The sequence below is a fragment of the Comamonas sp. CAH-2 genome, assembly GCF_009668305.1.
GTDB lineage: Bacteria > Pseudomonadota > Gammaproteobacteria > Burkholderiales > Burkholderiaceae_C > Comamonas > Comamonas aquatica.
Genome location: NZ_VSWF01000002.1, coordinates 134,980 through 154,685 on the forward strand (window position 1 = coordinate 134,980; position 19,706 = coordinate 154,685).

The following is a 19,706-nucleotide window of genomic DNA, read 5'->3' on the forward strand; positions in this document are numbered from 1 at the left end:
ACCGCTGCGCCCGGGCGGACCCCAAAGGCCCCGCACCTGCGCACGTCTTGCCACCCAACGGTGGCAGGACCCCAGGCAGGGACACATCGCCCCACCCGGCCCTCAGGCGGCATCGAGCTCCGACAGGCTCGGCGACCAGCAGGTCACGCGGTTGCGGCCATGGCGCTTGGCGTGGTACATCGCGGCATCGGCACGCTCCAGGCACAGCGCCACGGACACATCGCTGTGCGCCACCACGCACACCCCCAGGCTGACGGTGAAACGGATGGGCGCCTGCCCCGGCACCTCGACCCGCAGGCGCTCCACGGTTTGGCGCAGACTTTCGGCACGCTTGAGGGCCACGTCCTGGTCCAGCCCCGCCAGCAAGACGGCGAACTCTTCCCCGCCCAGGCGCCCCAGCATGTCCTCCTTGCGCAGCTCCTTGGTGACGGCCACCACCAGGTGCTTGAGCACCTCATCCCCCACGGCGTGGCCATAGGTGTCGTTCACGCGCTTGAAGTGGTCCACATCCAGCATGATCAAGGCGAACGAGCGCCCCATGCCCAGGCGCAGCCGCTCCAGCTTCATGTCCATCTGTGCCAGGAAGGCTCGGCGGTTGCGCGCCCCAGTCAACGGATCGGAGGTCGCCAGCGCTTCCAGCTGCGATTCGCGCTGTTTGTAGTCCGTCACGTCATGGAACACCCAGCACCAGCCCAGGTCGCGCTGGTCCTTGCGCAGCGGCCAGCGGTCGACTTCCAGATGCCGGCCACCGGGCAATGCGTACAGCATGCGGCCGGGCTCGCCATCCGGGCCCCCACTGCCCTGCGCGTCGGCGTTGAAAACCACCGCCACGGCGGCCGGCAGATGGTCCACCAGGCGCTGCAGATTCTGGCCCACCAGGTCCAACACCGACAGTGGCACATCCAGCATGGAGACCAGCATGTCGTTGGCCGCCAGGATCGTCTGCCCCCTGCTGTCGCTCACCAGAATGCCGGAAGGGAAGCGATCAATGACGGCCTCCATGCGCAAACGGGTCTGCGCCAATTCGGCCTCCGCGCAGTGGCGCGCATCCACATCGAACAAGGTCCAGATGACATTGCCCTCGGGATCCGAGGGGTCCAGTAACGTTCCCTGCATGTCGAACCAGCACAGGCGACCATCGCCGCCGCGCAGCTCCCATTCAGCGCGCACCACGCCCTCGGTCTTCAGCCGCTGGTACAGGGGACCAAAGCGCTCAAAGCTCTCCTGCGAACCATGCATCACCCTGAACGACAGAGGCTCGGGCGGTCGGTGGGGGTTCAGCCCGAAGTACTCCGCCGCCCGCTGGTTGGCATAGACCATCTGGCGTTCATGGCTGGCCACCAGCACCAGCGCACTGCCCCTGTCCAGCAAGGCGCTGACCAGGTGCGTCTGGTCCACGCGCTCCTGGATGTCGCTGTGCATGCCCAGCATGTGCAACGCGCGGCCCTGTGGATCCCGCAACGTGACCTCCCCTCGCGATTCCACCCAGCGCCAGCCGCCATCCTGCTGGCGCAAGCGCATCTCCACCCGAAACGGCTCACCCTCCGCCAGGTGCTGCTCCAGCCGCGCGCACACCCTGACACGATCGGCAGTATGCAACTGCTCCACAAAGTCGCTGAGTCCAAAGGTCCCCAGCGACTGATCGGGACGCCCCACGATTTCGTAGCAACGCGCATCCCACACCACCGTGTCCTTCTCGCAATCCCATTGCCACAGGCCATCGCGCACCGCGCCAATCGTCAGGCGCAGGCGCTCCTCGCTTTGGCGCAAGGCATTCTGCAAGGCCTCGTCCTGGGTCACATCCAGAATGTAGCCGTGCCACAGCAAGGAGCCATCCTGTTCTGGCTGGGGCTGTGCATGGCCATGAAGCCAGCGGACCCCGCCATCGGGACAGCCCACGCGGTACTTGTGCACCCAGGTCTTGCGCCCCTCGATGGCCTGTGCGATCGAGGCCCTCAAACCTCGCACATCGGCTGGATGCACCCTGCGCACCAAGGCCTGCAAATCACCGTGCGCCGCCGTGGCATCGATGCAGTGCACGGCATAAAAGCCGGGGTTGGAGAACAGCAGCACGCCATTACCCTGTGCATCCAGGCCATACTGGAACAGGCCGCCAGGCACCTCCTGGGACAGCCGTGCGAAGCGCTGTTCGCTTTGCAAGCGCTGACCCTCTTCGCGCCAGCGCAGAAAGGCCAACCAAGCCGTCAGCATCGCCCCCAGGAAGATCAGCGCCGTCCCCAAACCATTGCGCCACAAGCTTTGTGCAATCGCCTGGTTCAGCGGATCATGGACGGCTTGGCTGTCCAGGCCGGTGCTGACCAGGATCGGGTAGTCATGGACACAGCTCCAGGCGTACAGGCGCTGGATGCCATCCGGCCCCGTGACCGGCCCATAGCTGCCTTGCACCTCCGCTGCCGCACTGAGCATCACTTGCCGATCTGCGGACACTCGACGCCCCAGCACCTCTTCCTGGCGCTGCGAGCGCGCGAGGTAGGTGCCGTCATCGCGCAGCAGCAAGATCACATCGCGCGGGTTGTCGTAAATGCTTTGCAGCTGCTGCGACAGAAACTGCGGCGACAGCGAAAGCACCAATACCCCCGCGAACTGTCCTCGGCGATCGTGCAGGGCGCGGCTGAGCTGGATGCTCCAACGCTGAGACACCCGGCCCTGCACTGGCGGCCCGATATACATACCGGAAGGTGGTGATGCCTTCAGGTGCACCTGGAAATGCTCGCGATCGTCGATGGAGACCACTTCAGGCGGCTGTTCCGACGTATTCAGGCTGGAATACACCACCCGCCCCTGTGCATCCGCTACGGCCACCTGCACGACCGTGCCCGAAGGATAGGTGGTCTGCAGCGCCTGCACCCCACGCAAGAAGGTGCTTCGCTCTCCCGTCTCATAATCCCGGGCCAGATCGCGCAAGGTGTAGTCCAGCCCGGAAAACATGGACCCCACATGCGCGGCAATGGCCCGCGACATTTGGGTCACCCGCACCCATGCCTGATCCTGCGTGTATGACCGCAGATAGCTGTGGCTGTTCAGCAAGGCCACCCAGTACACCGCGGCCGCAAACACCATCACGCAGGCGCCCACCAGGATGGCCACAGCGGTGCGCGCGCGGGAGCGTGAAAAAGCGGCGGAAGATTGAGACAGGCCCAGGGGGGGCAACAGCATGTGCACCACGGAACGAACAGACTATCCAATCAGCCTCCACCACCACAAGCCTCGCTTGCCGACGCAGGAAGCCACGACACTCACCAGCAGAGTTTCTGTCTTTGAGTCATTTAGCTATCGTACTCGTCTTGTCATAAGATTTTTTCAATAACCAATCTCGGCGTTTGCTCCTGGGCAATTGTTTTGAATCTGATGGACAGTGGCAGCACCCCACGCTACTGAACTCCCAAGCCTTGATACGCCAAGTCCATCACAAGACCAAGGGCCTGGTGTGCCACACCGCTTGGGGCAAAAAAAAGCCCACCGGACGGTGGGCTGGGTGGATGCATGCGGCCTGCATCACTGGGCAGGCATCATTCCCACTCGATTGTTATTTGGAAGAAAATATCCTTGTATATCAATATGTTATTGAATCATCATCGGTTGATGCCATGAAAAGTACCATGCAGCGCCAAGGGAGTTGGTGCTAGCACCGTCGGATGGTGCTCAACCTCCGGTCTGGCGCCGCTTCTCCCGCTCGACATCGGCGATGTCACCAGGCCACCTCGCCAACTCGTCATCGGGCAGGCTCGCAAGGATTTGCGGCAGGTTCATCGTTCGATACGGAGGGATTGGCAGGTCGCTGGACGGCGGTCCGTCGGTTATGAAACACGGCTCGGTTTGGTCGTCCAGGTGCAGCTTCTTCATGCTCTTTCCTCTTGACGTTCATCCTGGCCCACGACCAGGGCAAATCATGCGTTTGAACCATTCTTCACCTTCTACCATCAATGCGCCATGGCTTTGGCGAGGTCGTCCGTCTCAACCACGGCGCTTGTTGATGGCTTTCACCCAGCTTTCGAGCGCTTCGATGTCGGCCTTCAGTTCGTTCGGCCCCGGAACCGGCGCGCGAGCGGCAGCGGCCTGGTCGTGACCGCGCAGCCATCGGGAGCACTTAGTCATGGCCGCATCAACCTGTCGGCAGTCCTCTTCGGTGACATCTGCAAGTTTCGCAATCTGCTGGGTCTGTACGCCAGGCCGATACCGCTCGACGATCTTGCACAAGAGCACTTCTTCAAGAGCGCGCTCCCACGCCTCGCGCAAAAGGCCATAGATGTTCTTTGCCTCTTTTTCGTATGCGTCTTGATGCCCATCACGGGACAGCTTGGCAGCGGCTTGATGCTCGTTGTTGAGGTGCCCGATCTTCTTCTTGATGGGCATTGCAACCCACGGAAGCTCCTCGGCGCAGACCCCCGCGCCTGCCGAAAGCTGTCTGATGTGTTGGTCAAGTTGCTCGACCTGCTGCTCCTCAGCAAATTGCTTCAGCCAGAGAAGAAAGACGACATCGTGCGTAAATACGATGACTTGCCTTGTCTTGGCGGCTTCCACTAGACGGAGGGCCACGCCTTCGCGCCAGCGGTAGTCGAGTGAGGACACTGGATCGTCAAAGACAATCCCCGATGGGTCATCAGCCGTACTCAGCTCGGCGAAAAACGCAGCAATGGATAGGCAGCGCTGCTCACCCTCGCTTACAACCTTCGGCAGCTCAACACCTGGCGCACGCGTTAACGCCAGCTTGTGATAGAGAACGCCCTCCGCGCCACCGGCTTCCTGCAACTCGACTTCAATATGCCGGAACGCGAGGCCCTGCAATTCCTCCTGGAAGGTGTTCTTGAGCTTCTGCGTGACGACAGCACGCGTCACTTCACTACTCTTTCTTGTGATGACCTGCGTGGTGGTGTCGCTCTTGCACTGCTCGTAGGCAGCGAGCCGCTTCTTGCGGTCGATCTCCTGCAACACAGTAGCCTCATGCTTGGCGAGTAGGACTCTTGCACGCAGTTCTTCCACCTCGGCATTGAGTTGCTTTCGCTTCTCGGCAGTAGCGTCTCCGCTCAACGCCTTCACGCGCTCATCAAGTTGTGCCGAGAGTGTGGCGATGTCAGCGAGGACGGGTACGAGTGCTGGAGTGTCCTCCGGCAAGTCTGAATCCGCCTCCAACGCCGCCGTTACGGCCTGGCGGCGCGAGTCAGCGATGGCAAGCGCCGCATCGATTCGGTCAGCGAGGTCTTCATTTTCTATGCGGAGGTCTTTGATGGTGTCTTGGACAGCTTCAGGGCACACGACGAGCGCAGCGATGGCCTTTCGTTGCCGCTCAAGAAGTTCGCGCGCGTCGCGCAGTTCGCGCTCCGTCGTGGAGGCGATAAAGGCAGCGAATTTCCCCAGCCTATGACTTGCATCGTGGTCCAGGCCCTGCTGGCACAGGACACACTGTGCGGCCTCATCAACAACCGGGAACGGTTGGCCGGGATATGCCGTTTCCTGCGAGAAGTGGCTTGCCGCTTGCCACAGGGCCTTCCAAGCATCGGAGCCAGTGCCCGGCAGAAGCCCGGCAGGAAACGTCGCTGCGCGCAGACGATCAGCCTCTTCCTTCTTGCGTTGCCACGCCGTTCGGGCATCGAAGACGGCGGACACGGACTCGCCAGAAAGCGCAGCTTCAACACGCCCGACATGCTGGGCGAGGGCTTGGAGGCGCGACCCGCGCAGCTTGAGCTGCTGGAGCAATTTCGCAGGGTCAGCCGCCTGCAAATCCAGAAGAGACTTCTCCAGCAACGCGAGCTTGGCGGCCTCGTCGTCCGTCAATGTTGCGAGAGTCTTGACGCGCTCAGTACTTGTGAGAACGCTCAAGCCGTTTAGGAGCTTCGCTACAGCAGTGCCCACCGGCACCAATGGGAGCAGGCTGGATATGGCGCTTGCGCCAAGCGTCCGCTGTTCTGCTTCGAGCCGTATGCGAACGGCTTTAGCTGCTTGAACCAGCTTGTCGAAGAGATCCAGGCCGAAGGGCCGGAAGGCAACATCTGTCTTTTCCTTGAGATAGACCGATGCGCTCTGCGTGTCGAAGACGCTCACGCGCGCAATGAAGTTGTCGTCTGCCTGACCGGCCCATTCCCGCGCGTCCGGTTCGCCTTGAACGCGGTACTTTATGGCGACGACTTGACGGGGTGGCGCCGCCCCAGCCACGACATTGCCAAGAATCTGCTCTCTGCCACGTGCCCGGCAAGCCGTCTTAAGAATGCGGGTGTAACCAGTCTTGCCCGCCCCGTTGTCGCCATAGACAACGGTAAGACGAGGGCCGAACTTTAGGGTCTGGTCCTGGGCGAGGGCATTGACGCCCTCGTGGTGAAAGATGGACTCAAGGGCGACAGCGCCTTGCGCTGCATTTTTGTTCGGGAGGTGCTCTGTATCCAGCGGTACGCCGCCTTGCGCCTCGGCTAACCCATGAGCGGCCTTGCAAATTTCCGTCAAGGCGTCGATGTCGCCCTCGGCAAGCTCCCCCTTCTCGACAAGCCGCCGCAGGGCATCCCGCTGCCATGCGGGTCGATCCCGCGACCAATTCAGGATTTCATCGAGGACAGTCACGGTTGGGGCCTCGTCATCAAGATTCGCTCGTCAAGCTGCAAGAGGCCGTAGATGGATCGGATACTCATGCTCTGCCCGCCTCCGCCGCCTTCACCAGCTTCGCGGCCTTGGGATCGTAGACGTAGCCAGTGATGCTGCCATCCTTGATGCGCGCGACGGCCTCGTCGATCACGAACAACGGAACGAGAAACCATTCCTCGGGCTGCACGGGGTGACCGAAGCGGTCGTGGATGGTGATATTCAACCGTGCGGGTGCGAACAGCCTGTGGAACAGGTTCTCCATCCGGGTGCGGTTGATGCCCGCGAGCTTGTAGGTCGCTACCACTTCGACCTTCGCCAGCAGGTAGGTGGAGTCGTGTTCGGCGTTGGCGATGCGCGTCTCCACCCTGCCGCCGGTCACGCCCATCTTGTGGATGATGTCGCGGTGCTGCGCGACATAGGGATGATCGGAGAGGGAGCGCAGGACGTAGATGGTGCCGCTTTCGACATCATCGGCCTCAAGCTCGCCACCGAAGGAAAGTTGCCCGCTCTCAGGAGAGGCCAGCCGTCGCGCGGCGGGGTCGTCGTAGAACGCGCGCTGGAGCGAGCGCAGCAGCAGATTGCTTTCGGTGCCGTTGGAGAAGATGAGGCGCAGGCGGCGGTCCACTTCCCCGGCGGTGGTTTTCAACGGCTCGCCGACCTCGGCGACGTAGAGAGTAAGGCCGTCGAGAACGAAAAAGTCCCCGACTTCAATCGCACGGCGGCCCGCTTCGATGGGCTGGGACTGGCGCATACCGGTTTTGACTTCCGCTTGCACGCGCTCGAACAAGGGCCGGAAGGTCTCGAAGTCCTCGCAGGGCTTGCGATCCGCGATCTCCTCGGCGGCGCGCTTTTCGGCGCTGGTACGGACATGGCGCAAGACCGTGATGTCGTCCGCGCCGGGAACATCCGCCAGTTCGGCAGCCAGGTCGTCGATGTCGATAGTTTCGTCCGCCGAAGCGGCAACGGTCGGTGCCCCAGCAAGCAAGCCCTGATGGTCTAGCGGCTCAAGCAAGGCGCGGCAATCCGGGAGCGCGCGTAGACGGTCGAGTCGTACGGCATATAGGCGCTCGAATATGTCGCGGTCTTCGCCATGCTGCGGCGCACGCCCGTGCTGCTCTGTGAAGCGTTGGATTTCCTCGAAGCCTGCAATGACACGCTCCTCGCTGGCTGGGCGGCCATTTTTCTTCTCAGGCGGAGCGAACTCGGCCAGCTCTGCCGCCAGGTCGTCAAGATCGGAGTTACTCATAGCGTCCCTCCGCCCTGAAACGCATGAAGGCGGCCGCGCCTTCGGCAAGGTGCTTTTCCCAGGCGTCCTGCGAGGTAACCGATGGAGCCCTCCCACGCTCGCGTTTGAACTCAACCGCGCGCTTGGCGATCACTTTGGCATCCTCAGGCGTGATCGAGGTGCGCTTGGCCGAGATGGCCGCCGCGACCTGCTTCAAGCTGTCCTCGCTCATGGTCTTGGCGAGGATGGCGTAGGCTTCGCCAAAGGGGTTGATGCGATCGATGAGGTCAATGTCCAGCTCGCGCACGTCCATCGCGAAGCGGCGCACGCCGTCGATCAGGGCGGTGTTGGGCGACCCGTCGCTCTCGCCTTCGGTGACAAGCCGCTTGGCCTGCTGCGTTAGGTTGAGGGCGGCGATGGCGTGCTGGCGCACGGCCTCCTGATCTTCAGCGTCAAGCTCGGGATACTTGTCCTTGATGATCTTGCCCATGCGAACCTGCGTCAGCTCCTCGGGCACCAACTCCTCATCAAACAGGCCACGCTCGATGGTGGGCTTGTCCTGCACGAAAGCCGCGATGACTTCGTTCAAGTCTTCCTGGCAGATTCGCGCCGCCTCCTTGCTCTTGGGCTCGGCGAGGCCCTTGATCTCGATTTGGTACGCCCCTGTCTGCTCATTGACACCGACATTGCAGCGGTCCGAGTCGTAGCCACCCTCGCCGTAGTTAAAACCCGGCGTCGGGCCGCTGTCGGGGTTCTTGGGCTTGAACTCAAAGCGTGGAGCAAGAACCTGCTCCATCAGCAGGCTTGCCGCGATGGCCTTCAACGTATCGTTGACGGCCTCGGTGACAGCTTCCTCGGCTGCATCCGGCTCGGCGATCAGGTTGGTGAACCTCGCGCGGGTCTTGCCGGGCGCGTCGCGGGTAGCTCGGCCGATGATCTGCACGATCTCGGTCAGGCTGGCGCGGTAGCCCACGGTCAGCGCATGTTCGCACCAAATCCAATCGAAGCCTTCCTTCGCCATGCCCAGCGCGATGATGATGTCCACATGGTCGCGGTTGTTCTTCTGCGCCGGGTCTTTGAGCGAGGCGGACACGCGGTCGCGCTTGGCGGCATCGTCATCGACGAGATCGGCGATCCGCAGCACGCGGCCATCGGGGCGCTTGACACGTTGGAAGCCGGTCGCAGGGTCGATGCCTTGCCATTCACCCAGCGCTTCGATGATGTGCTCCACTTCGCGCATCTTGTCCTTCGTACTTTCACGCGAATTGACGTTGGGGATGTGGATGATCGTCTTCTCGGCGGGATCGAGGACATTGAGGATGTCATCGACGTAAGGCCCGCTGTAGAAGAAGTAGCCGATGTCAAGTTTCTTGAGGTACTCGTAGCCGTTGAGCTGCTCGTAGTAGGTGTAGGTGACGGTATCGAACTTCGACTCATCCTGCGGTGCGAGCACGGCCTCCGCGTCGCCACGGAAGTAGGAGCCGGTCATGGCAACGATGTGCGTCTTGCCCCGCGCGAAGAACTGCCCCAGGTGCAAGCCGAGCTTGTTATCCGGGTTGGCCGAAACGTGGTGGAACTCATCGACCGCAATCAGTCGGTCGTCGAACGCCTCCACGCCGTAGGCATCGACCGCGAAGCGGAATGTCGCATGGGTGCAGACCAGCACCTTGTCGTCGCCTTCGAGGAACGCGCCGAGTGACTTGACCTTGCCGCCGTTGTCGTTGCCTGGCGCGTTGCACAGGTTCCACTTGGGTTCGACCTGCCAATCGGACCAGAAGCCGTACTTCGACAGCGGCTCGTCGTTGAAGCTGGCACCGATGGACTTCTCCGGTACAACGATGATGGCCTGCTTCAAGCCCTGATTCTTGAGCTTGTCGAGTGCCACGAACATCAGCGCACGGCTCTTGCCCGATGCGGGCGGCGACTTGATGAGCAGGTATTGCTCGCCCCGCTTCTCGTAGGCCCGCTCCTGCATGGGCCGCATCCCAAGCGCATTGGCCTTGGTCGATGCGCCGTTGCGGGCATAGGTGACGGAAACGGACGGTACGGACTTGATTTTGTCGCTCATGCATTGGCTCCCGCTTTGCTCTTCTTGCCCTTGGCCGGTGCAGCCGCAGCGGTCATCTTGGCGTAGAGGTCGAACAGCTTTTCCAGCCGCTCGGTGTCGTTCTTGAAGCGACGGCCGATGTAGATACGCTCCAGCACTTCGTCGTTGCGATCATGAGCTGCCCGCAGGTCGGCGGGCATCTTCTCGGGGTCGTAGAGGTCGGCGATGGTGGCCGGGAAATGGTGCTCGCGTGCCAGCAGAATGTCCTCGGCGCAGCGTGTGAGGTCCATCGTGTTCTTCTCCGTCAGCGTTGGCGCGGGGAAGGTGTTCCAGCCGAGGGTGTTAGAGTAGCGGTAGCGCGTTTCCAGCTTGCCGCAGACGGTGGCAATCCATACTAGGTGAAGGCGTGAGGCAATCAACGCCATGCTCCAAAGAGGGGCGTCGTACAAACCGAACGCGGCGTTAGAAACAACGGCCCCGCGCTCCAAGCCGCCGACTGGCAGGTATTCCCTATTCTCACTGGTATGAATGGGAACGATCAGCGGCATCGCTCCCCCCGAGTCGCGCCCGTGCCTGATTTCAGCGAAGGCATGAGCGCAAGCAGCCTGCTCTCGTGTCTTGTCTTTCTTGCTTTGGGCACGGAAATTCCGGACCGCTTCTATGCGGGCCTTGATATACGGGAAGGTCAGCGCGTGCGACAACTGACTATTGGTAATCCACAGACACCAACGACTCTTGCCGTCGATGTATTCGTCACTGCCGAGATACTGCTTGGTGTAATTCTTTATTCCAGGGTCGGTGATCTCTTGATAGTCCTGCGCCTTGATGACAAGCCCTCCACCGTCAGCCGGCTTGCTGCCGTAATCCATCGGAGGCAAGCCGTTCAGCGGTCGGTTAGCCTTTTCTACGACCGTATAAGTATCAGGAACGAGGTAAGGGCCAATGAAATTGACCCGACGCTCTTGCGGGATGCCATCGGCTCCTTCTTCGTAGAGGCGTCCGCCGTTCACATCTGCAGCAAGGCCGACCACTACCACCGTGACAGTGGCGTTGTTCTTGGCAAGGTTCTTCCACGAGAACGACGTCCTAGCAAAATGGATGCGCAGCCCATCAGCCAGGGCGAATGACCAGAACGCTGGGACCTGTTGGCCCTGACAGATCGAATTGGTCGAAACAAAAGCACACCGCGTTTTGTGAGACAGGCACATCTGTCTCGCCTTCCAGAACCAACCCAACACGTAATCCAACGACTTCCATTGGATTCCCGTATTGGCGAAGACTGCCGACAAGTCGTCTTTCTCCTTATCGCTCATCTCGGACTGCCCTTTGTACGGCGGATTTCCGCAGATGTAAGTCTCGCCCTCTTCATTCTCAAACTTGATCTCTGCTTGATCGAGCGGTGTTTGCAAGAGGTCGTCTGAGACCAGTCGCACACCTGAGCCGCCAACACCCATCAAGCTAATCCAATCAAGCCACAGTGCGTTGCCACAAGTAATCCAGTTCTCGTTACGCAAGGGCAGGAACTCGGCCAGGGCGAGTTTTTGCCCCCGGTACAACACGTCGCACTGGTACTCGGCGATGACCAGTGCGAGGCGAGCAATCTCCGCCGGGAAATCGCGCACCTCGATTCCGCGAAAGTTGGTGAGTGGGATTTCTGATGCGCGATCCGGCTCGCCGCGCCGCCGGTTGATCTCGGCTTCGATGGCGCGCATTTCCTTGTAGGCGATAACCAGGAAATTTCCCGAGCCGCAGGCCGGGTCGAAGACCCTGATCCTGGCGATGCGCTTACGCAGGTTCAGCAACATGCGGGGGTTGTCGCCCGCCTCTTCCAGCCTGGAACGCAGGTCGTCGAGGAACAGTGGGTTCAACACCTTCAGAATGTTGGGAACGCTCGTGTAGTGCATCCCCAACTCTCCGCGCTCCTCGTCCTCAGCAACGGCCTGGATCATCGAACCGAAGATGTCCGGGTTGATCTTGGTCCAGTCGAGGCCACCGACGTGCAGCAGGTAGGACCGGGCAATCTTGCTGAATCGCGGCACCTCGTCGCCACCAGAGAACAACTGCCCGTTGACGTATGGGAAGTCTTCGGCCCATCGGGGAATCCTGGCGGCGGCCCGGCCCTCGCGCTTGGTGTTCATGGTGCGAAACAGCGTGGCGAGGACCTCGTGCGTGTTGGAGGAGTCCTTGGCGCTCATCTGCGCGACGGTTTCGGTGAAGCGCCCTTTGCCGATGAAGATGTCGGTGTCCTCGGCGAAGAAGCAGAAGATCAGCCGCGCCATGAACTTGTTCATGTCGTGGCGACGATCTGCCGCGCCCCATTCGGGGTTGTCTTTCAACAGTTCGACATACAGGCGGTTCAGGCGGCTGGTGGCCCGGATGTCGAAGGCGTTTTCGCTGATCTGGCGGACGGTGCTGATGCCCGCCAACGGAAGGAAGAAGCCGAAGTGATCCGGGAAGTCCTTGAAGGCACAGGCGACGGTCTCGCCGCTGGTCAGGTCTTCGGCCTCGAAGTCCACGCCGTCCGTGGCGAGGATGAACTTCGCCTTGGCCTTTGCCGTCGCCGGGCTGGCCTTGAGAGCGGCCAGCGTCTGCGTCACCCGCCCAGCTTCGCAGGTCAGGATATGGATGTTGCTGGTCTGGAGGACACCGCCCAGATCGGATTTGTTCGACGCTCCGGCGCGCAGGCGCTTGATGGTCGTCGCCTTGTTGCCGAAGGCTTCAAGAAAGGCATAGGGGAACTCTGCGTGGTCAAAGGACTGCTCCGCAAGGTCCGTGATGGCTTGTTCGATTTCTACGGGGTTCATGGGCGTGCTGCCCCCTCTCTGAACGAGGCCGCCTGGTTGCTATCGTTTTTCGGGGCGCTCATGTCTTGTCCTGCGTTTTCTCGGCTATCTGCGCGGCAATCCAGCGATCCAACTCGCTGCGACGAAACCGCCAGGTGCCGCCCAGCTTGAATCCCGGTATCTCCCCCTGCTGGGCCAGCCGGTAAACGGTCTTCTTCCCTGCCTTGAGGTAGACCGCCACTTCATCCAGCGTGAGAATTTCGCTATCAGGTTGGTTCATGTCAGGCGACTCGCTTGGTGTCGCACGGCGAAGTCTTCCAAAGTTTGGTCAAGTTTACCATCTGATCCACCCAGATGAACCCCGAATCTCATGTGCGCGAAGCCATAGATTCGGCCGGCGCTATGCGTTGCGGCGGGCTCGCGGCACCGGCTCGATGGCAAGGCCATGTGCTTTAGCCACCAGGTTGTAGATGGTTTACGCCAAGAAGGTGGTTGGCGTGTCTTCTTCCGGGGAAAACACGCAACGTAGTACTCTTTGGCCTTCACAGCCGCGCTCTCTGTGGCCTCATCTGGATGAGACGGGCTAGGCAAATCAGCGTGAGGTGTGCGATGGGCAGGAAGGAAACCGAGGAAGCAATTGCAGACAGCCGCGCCGGCCGTGTCTCGGGGCGGTTCGCCACAGTCGCCGAGCTGCTGGCCGACCTGAACGCTGACGACACCACGAACATTCAGCAGGGCAGCGCCAACGTCTATGCCGACCTGGGCTATCCCGACGCCGGCGAAATGCTGGTCAAGACCCGACTCGTCACCAAGATCGGCGAGGCCATCAAGGCGCAACAGTTGTCGACCGAGCAAGCGGCTACGCTTCTCGGATTGACGCCGGCCGCGCTGCACGAGCTGCTGACCTGCCGCTTTCGCTCGCAATCGGTCAATGACCTGGAGCGCCTGGCATCCATGCTTGATGAGGCCAGCCGATGACAGGCTCGAAGAACCTGGAAAACTGGCTGCATGAGAAGGTCGGCCCGGCCTATGACGCCTTGAAGGCCGACCCGGCCCGCGCCGTCACGCCTGGCCAGGTGCGCTACACCCTGGCCGAGCTGCTGGCCGAGGCCGAAGCCGCCGGCGGGTATCCACTGCAGCCGGAACAACGCGAATGGGTAGATGCGCCGGCCGTTGGCCGTGAGCTGACGCCTTTCGACCCGGCCGAGACGCTGACCTCGGCCGAGGCGATCAGCACCTTCCTGGCCGAAGCCGAGGCCACAGCCGACCCGGCCTATATCGAACACGCACAGGCCGTCGCAGCGCGGGCGAAGGCCATGCACGGCATCGAGTAGGAGAGCTGGCCAGCATCGCCATTCCTGGCGGTGCTGCAGCTCGACGTGCGCCGTTCTGGTGCGCTGGATCTCATCGCTAGAAACGACGATGCGAGATCCACGCCAAGGGAGAAGGCCAGAGCGGCCGTCATCGTCCGATCTGGCGATGCTCGAGCACGCCAGCGCGCATCGTCACCTTTGACGATGCAGGCCCGGAAATGACAAGGGCGGCGAATGGCCGCCCTTGCTGCTCCTGGTGCGCGTGCCTACGCGGCGCGGAGTGACTGCCGCACCGCGTCCAGGGCCTCGCGAAAGTCGGCAGGCGTCGCCCGGCCCGTCTCGGCCTGATAGAACACGACCATAAAAGCGTTTGCCACGGCCTCGGCGAGCGGCCCGAGCTGCCGCGCTGCGTCCTGGTCGAGCCAGTCGAGCGCGGCAAGCTGCACGGCTGCATGATGAACGGCCTGCGTTGCATTGGTAGGATTCAGGGTTGCCATGATTCACCTCTCTAACAGGTGGGTTGTGGAAGTGTCGGCCGGCCCCACGCCGGCCGGCGCGCTTATCGGCTGCCGGTGCCGTAGAAGCCGGCGGCCTCGGCCAGCGGCGTGCTTCTCGCGCTGCTGCCGTAGCTGCTGGCGTTGCCGCCCGACCTGGCCGCCAGCTTGGTGGCCTCAATGACGGGCGGAGCAGGTCGATCAACAAAGGCCGCAACTTCTGCCGCCGGGTCTGCATCAGTCGATTGATCGTCGACCGGCTCAGCCTCAACCGCCTGCGCCTGGCGCTGCTCGGCAGCGGCAACGTCCAGGCAGTCGAAAAATCCTCTCGGCGTCATCGTCATACCTCCTTGTCGCGGTTGGCGAACGCGGCCACTTCATCATCAGGATCCGCAGCAGCCGAATCGGCCCCTGCCAGGCTGTTGCCGCCGAAGCTGGGCACATCCTCGACCGCCCGGTCTGTCTGGCTGCTCGCCCGGATCGCGGCGGCGATCTTCCCGCCGGTGGTGTCGGCGATGCGTTCGGCGGCGGCGTCGCGGATGCTGGCCGCCTTGGCCTTCGCAACGTCGCCAATGCCTTGCACCAGGTTCGCAGCCGTCGCAGCGACAAGGCCTCCCGCACCTCGGCCGGCTTGGCCGCCAGCGTCGCTGCCGCCGCCAGCGTCGCTGCCGCCGCCGGCCTTCGAGCCGCCGCCATCGCCGCTACCCTTCGAGCTGGAGCCAGCTTTGTCGCCGCCCCTCGATTCGCCGCCGCTGCTGCCCGAACTGCTGGAGCTTCCAGAGCTGTAAAAGCCGGCCGCCTGGCCAAGCGGCGTACTTGTGCCGGCACTGGAACCGCCGCCACCAAAGCCCGCCGCCTGCGCGAACGATCCAGCATCGGAATCACCGCCAGCACCACCACCAAACATGGGTACTCCGCCCGATTCGCCACCGGCGCTAGCCCCTGCTTTCTCGACCGCCGCCTTAATCGCCGACATGCCGCCGGCGGCCGAGGCCGCACCGCCCATCACGGCCGCGCCAGCCACGCTGGCCGCTCCGGCGGCCATACTCGCCGCGCCCATAGCCGCACCGATGGCGGCACCTGCACCGAAGTTGCCAATGCCGCCAGCGCCACCGATCCCCGAGCCGGTGATGATGCCGGCGACAAGCGGGGGCACACGATTGACCAGCATGAGCAACGCCACGCAGAAAACCAGCATCACGCCCAGCTCTTCAAAGTTCAGCGTACCGGTGTTCATCCTGGCGTAGAAGCTGGAAAGCAGGTCGTTCCCGATGCCGACCAGGAGCACCATCGTCATGATCTGCACGGCCACGCCCAGCACGGTCTTGTAGTAGTTGATCGCCATGTCGGAAGTCCAACGGCTTCCACCGAAGCCGAGGAAGAAGATTCCGGCGTACATCAGTAACCAGCCCGAGACGAGCAGCAGCAACATATTCACGGCGACAACAGCCAGCAGGATCAGGATGCCGACGCTCAAGGCCACACCGATGAAGCTATCCACGGGCGACCAGATCGACGAGTTCCTGAATGCCTGCTTCAAGATCATGAAGCCGATATCCACAATGCCCGAGGGTGTCACCGACGCCACCCCGGACGCCTGCTCGCCGATCCGGGCCAGTGACTGGATGATCGAGTTGGCGAAGGCCGGGCCGTTGCGCAGCAGCCAGAGGAAGAAGCCGAAGAACAGGATGAACCTGATGAACTCGGCGAAGAACTCGCCAATGTCAGCCTTGCGCAGCGCCATGAAGCCGAAGGTGAAAACCAGCGAGATCGTGCCCAGCGTCCAGAGCAGGAACATCGCGGCATTCATCACCACCGTCTGCCAGGACGTGGCTCGCGTGGCGAACTCCGTCACCACCTGGTCAAGCATCCCCTGATTGGTGAGCTGGGCCGATGCGGCGCTGGAGTAGAGCGCGATGGCGACGCCGATCAGCGCCGCCTTGGACAGTGCTTTCATGGCTTCGCCTCCTTCTGGTCTTTCGGGTCGGCCAGTTCGAGCCAGTTCATGGGCTTCTCGGTCGGCGCGATGCCGCCGGCAGCCGGAGACCGACGCGAGCACAGCCCGGCGAATTTCTCGCGCGTGGCCCTATCCTCGATCTTCTTGATCGCCTCGATCTGGCAATTGGTGTCATTGACCTCTGGCGTGGGCGGGATGACCGGCTTGTTGTCGCAGCCGGCCACCAGCACCACCACGAGGCCGGCAAGCAGCATCGTTTTCTTCATGGTGCAGGGCCTCCGTCAGCGGGTCAGTTCGAGCCAGTTTCTCGGGCTGGCCGTTCGCTCGATCCTGGATTCCCTAGAAGTCGCGCCGGCGGCCTGCTGTTGCGCCTCAAGGTCGGCCTGCGCCTGCATCCTGGCGGTCGCGGCGTTCTGCTGCGCGATCAGCAAGCCACGGATTTGCAGGAGCTGGTTTGCCTGGTTGGCGGCGAGCTGGTTGGCGAAGCCGATGGCCTGCATCTGACCGGTCGCACCCTGCGCCGCTGACTGGAGCCGTTCGAGCTGGCGAGCGTCGGCGGTAAGGTTGCGCTGCTGTTGCTCCAGACCCTTGAAAAGCGCGTCGTTCGCCTTCTTCTGGCTCTCGCTCGCCAGGCGGCGGTTTTGCTCCATCGCGGCGCGCTCGGCATCCGAGCACCCGGCGGCCGAGAAGCACGGCGAGCTGCGGTAGTAGCTCACGTCCTGGAACTTGCCCAGGTAGGCGTCGAGACTGCCGAGCTGGTTCCTGTAGTAGTCCAGCGTGTTGACGGCGTTCATCAGCCCGTTGATCGTGGACTGCGCCTGATCCCAGATGTAGGCCGCCGGGGCCATCGTGTTTTGCAGCATGTTCTCGTACTGCTGCAATTGGGTCTGGTACTGCTCGATCTGCTTGAGCGTCTGCGCCACCGACTCGATGGCCGTCATGACGTTCTGCACCAGGTTGCCGCCGTCGATGACGGGGATGCCGGCCTGCGCCGGGGTGATGATGATGCTGCCGGCCAGGACGGCAGCGAGCGCGGTTTTAGCCGCTAAAAAACGGACGTGCTTCATGGTCGCAATCTCCATTCGATGAAAGAAAGGCAATGCCTTGACCAAGCTCGCGCTTGCCCACGGCAAGGTTTCATCGAAGAGCTACGCCACTAGCTAATCGGTATCGCCCTTGGCACTGAGGCCCGGACTTCGGTGATTCTGTTCTCGGCCCTTACGGGTGTCCCTGGCCCTATACATCCTCCCAAGGGTTGATGACAGTCACGCCAGCCGCTTCATAGGGCGATGTGTCGCGCGATGCCACGATGAAGCCCCGCGAGGCTGCAACGGCCGCGATGTAGCCGTCTGGCGTCGGGAAGCCGCGCCCGCCGTTCTTGGCCGTCACGGCCAGGTCGGCATAGTGGCGCGCTGCATCCGTATCGAACGGCAAGACCCGATCCTTGAACAGCTCCAGCAGCTCAGCCAGAGCGCGGTCGAGCATGTTCTTGCGCTTGCCCGCCGGCAGCGCCCGGATGCCAAACAGCAACTCGGCCAGCGTGACGCTGGACAGGTACAAGGTTTCCGCCGCTTGGTCGTTCAGCCAGGCCCTCACGGCCGCGTCCGGCTCCGGCTTCATCGCCTCTGAAACGACGTTGGTATCCAGGACGATCATTCAGTCGAAGCTCAACGGTTTGGCCGGTGTCTTGTCGCGCACGCTCTCGAACACGGCGAAATCCTCATTGGTCAGCCCGATCTTGCGGCCGATGGCGGCTAGGGCTTCACCCACACGCACGCGCTTCTCCGGCTTGACCACGGCCGCCAGAATCTCGCGCACCTCCGCTTCCGTGCTGCGGCCATGTTGGGCCGCCCGCACGCGCAAAGCGCGATGCACGTCATCCGGCACATTCCTTACAGTCAGAATTGCCATAATTCAAAACCTCTCACTTGCTTTCCATGACTGCAATCATAGAACTATGCAGTCACCCATGCAAGTATCAAACGCCGCGCCCCTTCCTACCCTGGCGTTTCGCCTTCTTGGCTTCCATCTGCGCCCGTAGCCGCGCCTCGCGCTTCTCCAGCTCAGACGGTGCCAACTTCTGCATCTTGGCCGCTGGCGGAGTCGGGATATGGGTGGCCTGAGTCGGCCGCTGGGCCCTACCCTCGATGTGCAGGCTGTCGAGCTGGCCGAGCGTGCACAGGCCGTGCCGGCGATGTGGCGGCGGTTCCTGGCCGACTGCCGGCACACTCGGCCGGCGCTTGACCTGTGCCTTGGTGACCTCGGCCTGCCGCCGGCTCTCCAGGGCCGGATCGGCGAACGTGATGGGAAGCTGAGCATCCACGGCCGCCCGGATCACGGCGGCCTTGAACTCCACGCTGCCGCTGACGGTGATGCGCTCGCCGTAGCGTTCCATCGCTAGGCGCAGCGCTGTCACGACGCCGGCGCGGTCGGCCTGGCTGGATACGGCCAAGCGCTCGCCGTCATCGCGCACGGCCGAGCTGCCGGCGCGGTAGATGGGGTCTCCTCGTTTTCAGTGCAATAAGTGACGGTACGAAAAGCTAGCACTGGCGCGGAGGTGGTGTTGGTAGATCGTTGATTTCATTGACTTTCCTGTTCACTTTCAAATCTGCGATTCGTGGCGTCAAACCGTGGTCGGTTTCATCCATTGGTGCCAGTTATCGATGCATTTGGCCGCGAAGGCAGGATTTGGTCAGCAACGGAAGGCAACCCATAAACCTGAATCAACCAGGTTTTGTTTTACCTGTTCTGCACTCAGGGTAGCCAGTTGCTCGGCCGGATACTGCGTGAAAGTCTCAGCCGCATCGCCAGACACCGCAATCACTACCGATTGCAGTACCCGTTTGGCGCCACGATTGATTTCCTTCACCGTACCAGCTGCCGGAGCTGTGAATTTCACGCCAGGGTTTTTCTTATCTTCGAAAAGCACCTGACCTTTTTTCACGCTGTCACCCACTTCGACCGCCATGGTCGGGCGCATACCTACATACTCTTCGCCGAGTACGGCGACAGTAGTAATGGCATTGCCCGTAGTGATCTCTTGTTTAGGACTGCCTGCAAGGGGAATGTCCAAGCCTTTTTTGAGTTTTATCATACGTACTTGCACTACTATTTTGGGAAGAAACAGGGCCTAGTTTTTCAGCTGCGCCAGCGCAGCACACCTGGTTTGCGTTTTGCACCACCTGCAATTGTACAAAAGTTAACCAGATACACGTATTAAAGTCGCGAATTTTAGCACTAATACCGTCTTCTATCCATGGTATTACCAAAAATTCTGTGCCAATTACCACCTGTCG

General features: G+C 61.9%; 18 protein-coding genes. 2 read left to right on the forward strand and 16 right to left on the reverse strand.

All coding sequences use genetic code 11. The features are described from left to right. Window positions 1-102: 102 nt before the first annotated feature. The 7 genes from FYM52_RS02740 to FYM52_RS02770 form a co-directional block, all read right to left on the reverse strand. Window positions 103-3,177: a diguanylate cyclase gene (locus FYM52_RS02740; protein ID WP_238826087.1), complete on the reverse strand. Its 3,075-nt coding sequence runs from the start codon at window positions 3,175-3,177 to the stop codon at window positions 103-105. Window positions 3,178-3,663: 486 nt separating this feature from the next. Beyond that, a complete protein-coding gene (locus FYM52_RS02745; protein ID WP_154163008.1) occupies window positions 3,664-3,864 on the reverse strand; it encodes a hypothetical protein in 201 nt (66 codons plus the stop codon). Window positions 3,865-3,975: 111 nt separating this feature from the next. Next, window positions 3,976-6,570 carry an AAA family ATPase gene (locus tag FYM52_RS02750; protein WP_154163009.1) on the reverse strand — a complete coding sequence of 865 codons (2,595 nt, stop codon included), beginning with the start codon at window positions 6,568-6,570 and terminating at the stop codon, window positions 3,976-3,978. A 64-nt stretch (window positions 6,571-6,634) separates the two neighbouring features. Continuing rightward, window positions 6,635-7,837: a GIY-YIG nuclease family protein gene (locus tag FYM52_RS02755; RefSeq protein WP_154163010.1), complete on the reverse strand. Its 1,203-nt coding sequence runs from the start codon at window positions 7,835-7,837 to the stop codon at window positions 6,635-6,637. Beyond that, entirely contained in the window at window positions 7,830-9,884 is a 2,055-nt protein-coding gene (locus FYM52_RS02760; protein WP_154163011.1) for a DEAD/DEAH box helicase, read from the reverse strand. Before FYM52_RS02760 ends, FYM52_RS02755 begins: the two co-directional genes overlap by 8 nt. Further along, entirely contained in the window at window positions 9,881-12,667 is a 2,787-nt protein-coding gene (locus FYM52_RS02765) for a DNA methyltransferase (protein ID WP_154163012.1), read from the reverse strand. The genes FYM52_RS02760 and FYM52_RS02765 overlap by 4 nt, the downstream gene beginning before the upstream one ends. A gap of 58 nt (window positions 12,668-12,725) precedes the next feature. Then, entirely contained in the window at window positions 12,726-12,926 is a 201-nt protein-coding gene (locus FYM52_RS02770; protein ID WP_010378957.1) for an AlpA family transcriptional regulator, read from the reverse strand. A gap of 329 nt (window positions 12,927-13,255) precedes the next feature. On the opposite strand from FYM52_RS02770, the gene FYM52_RS02775 reads away from it, so the two are divergent. Together FYM52_RS02775 and FYM52_RS02780 are read left to right on the forward strand one after the other, a co-directional pair. After that, window positions 13,256-13,624 carry an XRE family transcriptional regulator gene (locus tag FYM52_RS02775; protein WP_154163013.1) on the forward strand — a complete coding sequence of 123 codons (369 nt, stop codon included), beginning with the start codon at window positions 13,256-13,258 and terminating at the stop codon, window positions 13,622-13,624. Then, window positions 13,621-13,980 carry a transcriptional regulator gene (locus tag FYM52_RS02780; RefSeq protein ID WP_154163014.1) on the forward strand — a complete coding sequence of 120 codons (360 nt, stop codon included), beginning with the start codon at window positions 13,621-13,623 and terminating at the stop codon, window positions 13,978-13,980. Before FYM52_RS02775 ends, FYM52_RS02780 begins: the two co-directional genes overlap by 4 nt. 245 nt (window positions 13,981-14,225) lie before the next feature. Here FYM52_RS02780 and FYM52_RS02785 read toward each other — a convergent pair whose 3' ends face one another. The 9 genes from FYM52_RS02785 to FYM52_RS02825 form a co-directional block, all read right to left on the reverse strand. Beyond that, on the reverse strand, window positions 14,226-14,456 hold the full coding sequence (locus tag FYM52_RS02785; RefSeq protein ID WP_154163015.1) for a type I toxin-antitoxin system ptaRNA1 family toxin: 231 nt from the start codon (window positions 14,454-14,456) through the stop codon (window positions 14,226-14,228). Between the two features lie 62 nt (window positions 14,457-14,518). After that, on the reverse strand, window positions 14,519-14,791 hold the full coding sequence (locus tag FYM52_RS02790; protein WP_196744659.1) for a hypothetical protein: 273 nt from the start codon (window positions 14,789-14,791) through the stop codon (window positions 14,519-14,521). 2 nt (window positions 14,792-14,793) lie between these two features. Then, on the reverse strand, window positions 14,794-16,410 hold the full coding sequence (trbL, locus tag FYM52_RS02795; RefSeq protein WP_154163016.1) for a P-type conjugative transfer protein TrbL: 1,617 nt from the start codon (window positions 16,408-16,410) through the stop codon (window positions 14,794-14,796). Then, window positions 16,407-16,676, reverse strand: coding sequence for an entry exclusion lipoprotein TrbK (gene trbK / locus FYM52_RS02800; RefSeq protein ID WP_154163017.1), 270 nt, complete (start codon window positions 16,674-16,676; stop codon window positions 16,407-16,409). Before trbK ends, trbL begins: the two co-directional genes overlap by 4 nt. Window positions 16,677-16,691: 15 nt before the next feature. Beyond that, complete coding sequence (gene trbJ, locus FYM52_RS02805; protein WP_154163018.1) at window positions 16,692-17,477, reverse strand: P-type conjugative transfer protein TrbJ; 786 nt, start codon at window positions 17,475-17,477, stop codon at window positions 16,692-16,694. Between the two features lie 169 nt (window positions 17,478-17,646). Beyond that, a complete protein-coding gene (locus tag FYM52_RS02810) occupies window positions 17,647-18,066 on the reverse strand; it encodes a type II toxin-antitoxin system VapC family toxin (protein ID WP_154163019.1) in 420 nt (139 codons plus the stop codon). Beyond that, window positions 18,067-18,321 carry a plasmid stabilization protein gene (locus FYM52_RS02815; protein WP_033945649.1) on the reverse strand — a complete coding sequence of 85 codons (255 nt, stop codon included), beginning with the start codon at window positions 18,319-18,321 and terminating at the stop codon, window positions 18,067-18,069. Window positions 18,322-18,388: 67 nt separating this feature from the next. Further along, on the reverse strand, window positions 18,389-18,907 hold the full coding sequence (locus tag FYM52_RS02820) for an LPD7 domain-containing protein (protein ID WP_370513791.1): 519 nt from the start codon (window positions 18,905-18,907) through the stop codon (window positions 18,389-18,391). 195 nt (window positions 18,908-19,102) lie between these two features. Further along, a complete protein-coding gene (locus tag FYM52_RS02825) occupies window positions 19,103-19,504 on the reverse strand; it encodes a hypothetical protein (protein WP_202981131.1) in 402 nt (133 codons plus the stop codon). Window positions 19,505-19,706: the final 202 nt, after the last annotated feature.

Coding starts and splice junctions, on each gene's coding strand:
- trbJ (WP_154163018.1), bottom strand. CDS start 17,477: ATGAAGCACGTCCGTTTTTTAGCGGCTAAAACCGCGCTCGCTGCCGTC.
- FYM52_RS02775 (WP_154163013.1), top strand. CDS start 13,256: ATGGGCAGGAAGGAAACCGAGGAAGCAATTGCAGACAGCCGCGCCGGC.
- FYM52_RS02740 (WP_238826087.1), bottom strand. CDS start 3,177: ATGCTGTTGCCCCCCCTGGGCCTGTCTCAATCTTCCGCCGCTTTTTCA.
- FYM52_RS02745 (WP_154163008.1), bottom strand. CDS start 3,864: ATGAAGAAGCTGCACCTGGACGACCAAACCGAGCCGTGTTTCATAACC.
- FYM52_RS02755 (WP_154163010.1), bottom strand. CDS start 7,837: ATGAGTAACTCCGATCTTGACGACCTGGCGGCAGAGCTGGCCGAGTTC.
- FYM52_RS02765 (WP_154163012.1), bottom strand. CDS start 12,667: ATGAACCCCGTAGAAATCGAACAAGCCATCACGGACCTTGCGGAGCAG.
- trbL (WP_154163016.1), bottom strand. CDS start 16,410: ATGAAAGCACTGTCCAAGGCGGCGCTGATCGGCGTCGCCATCGCGCTC.
- FYM52_RS02780 (WP_154163014.1), top strand. CDS start 13,621: ATGACAGGCTCGAAGAACCTGGAAAACTGGCTGCATGAGAAGGTCGGC.
- FYM52_RS02785 (WP_154163015.1), bottom strand. CDS start 14,456: ATGGCAACCCTGAATCCTACCAATGCAACGCAGGCCGTTCATCATGCA.
- trbK (WP_154163017.1), bottom strand. CDS start 16,676: ATGAAGAAAACGATGCTGCTTGCCGGCCTCGTGGTGGTGCTGGTGGCC.
- FYM52_RS02825 (WP_202981131.1), bottom strand. CDS start 19,504: ATGATAAAACTCAAAAAAGGCTTGGACATTCCCCTTGCAGGCAGTCCT.
- FYM52_RS02815 (WP_033945649.1), bottom strand. CDS start 18,321: ATGGCAATTCTGACTGTAAGGAATGTGCCGGATGACGTGCATCGCGCT.
- FYM52_RS02770 (WP_010378957.1), bottom strand. CDS start 12,926: ATGAACCAACCTGATAGCGAAATTCTCACGCTGGATGAAGTGGCGGTC.
- FYM52_RS02810 (WP_154163019.1), bottom strand. CDS start 18,066: ATGATCGTCCTGGATACCAACGTCGTTTCAGAGGCGATGAAGCCGGAG.
- FYM52_RS02760 (WP_154163011.1), bottom strand. CDS start 9,884: ATGAGCGACAAAATCAAGTCCGTACCGTCCGTTTCCGTCACCTATGCC.
- FYM52_RS02790 (WP_196744659.1), bottom strand. CDS start 14,791: ATGACGCCGAGAGGATTTTTCGACTGCCTGGACGTTGCCGCTGCCGAG.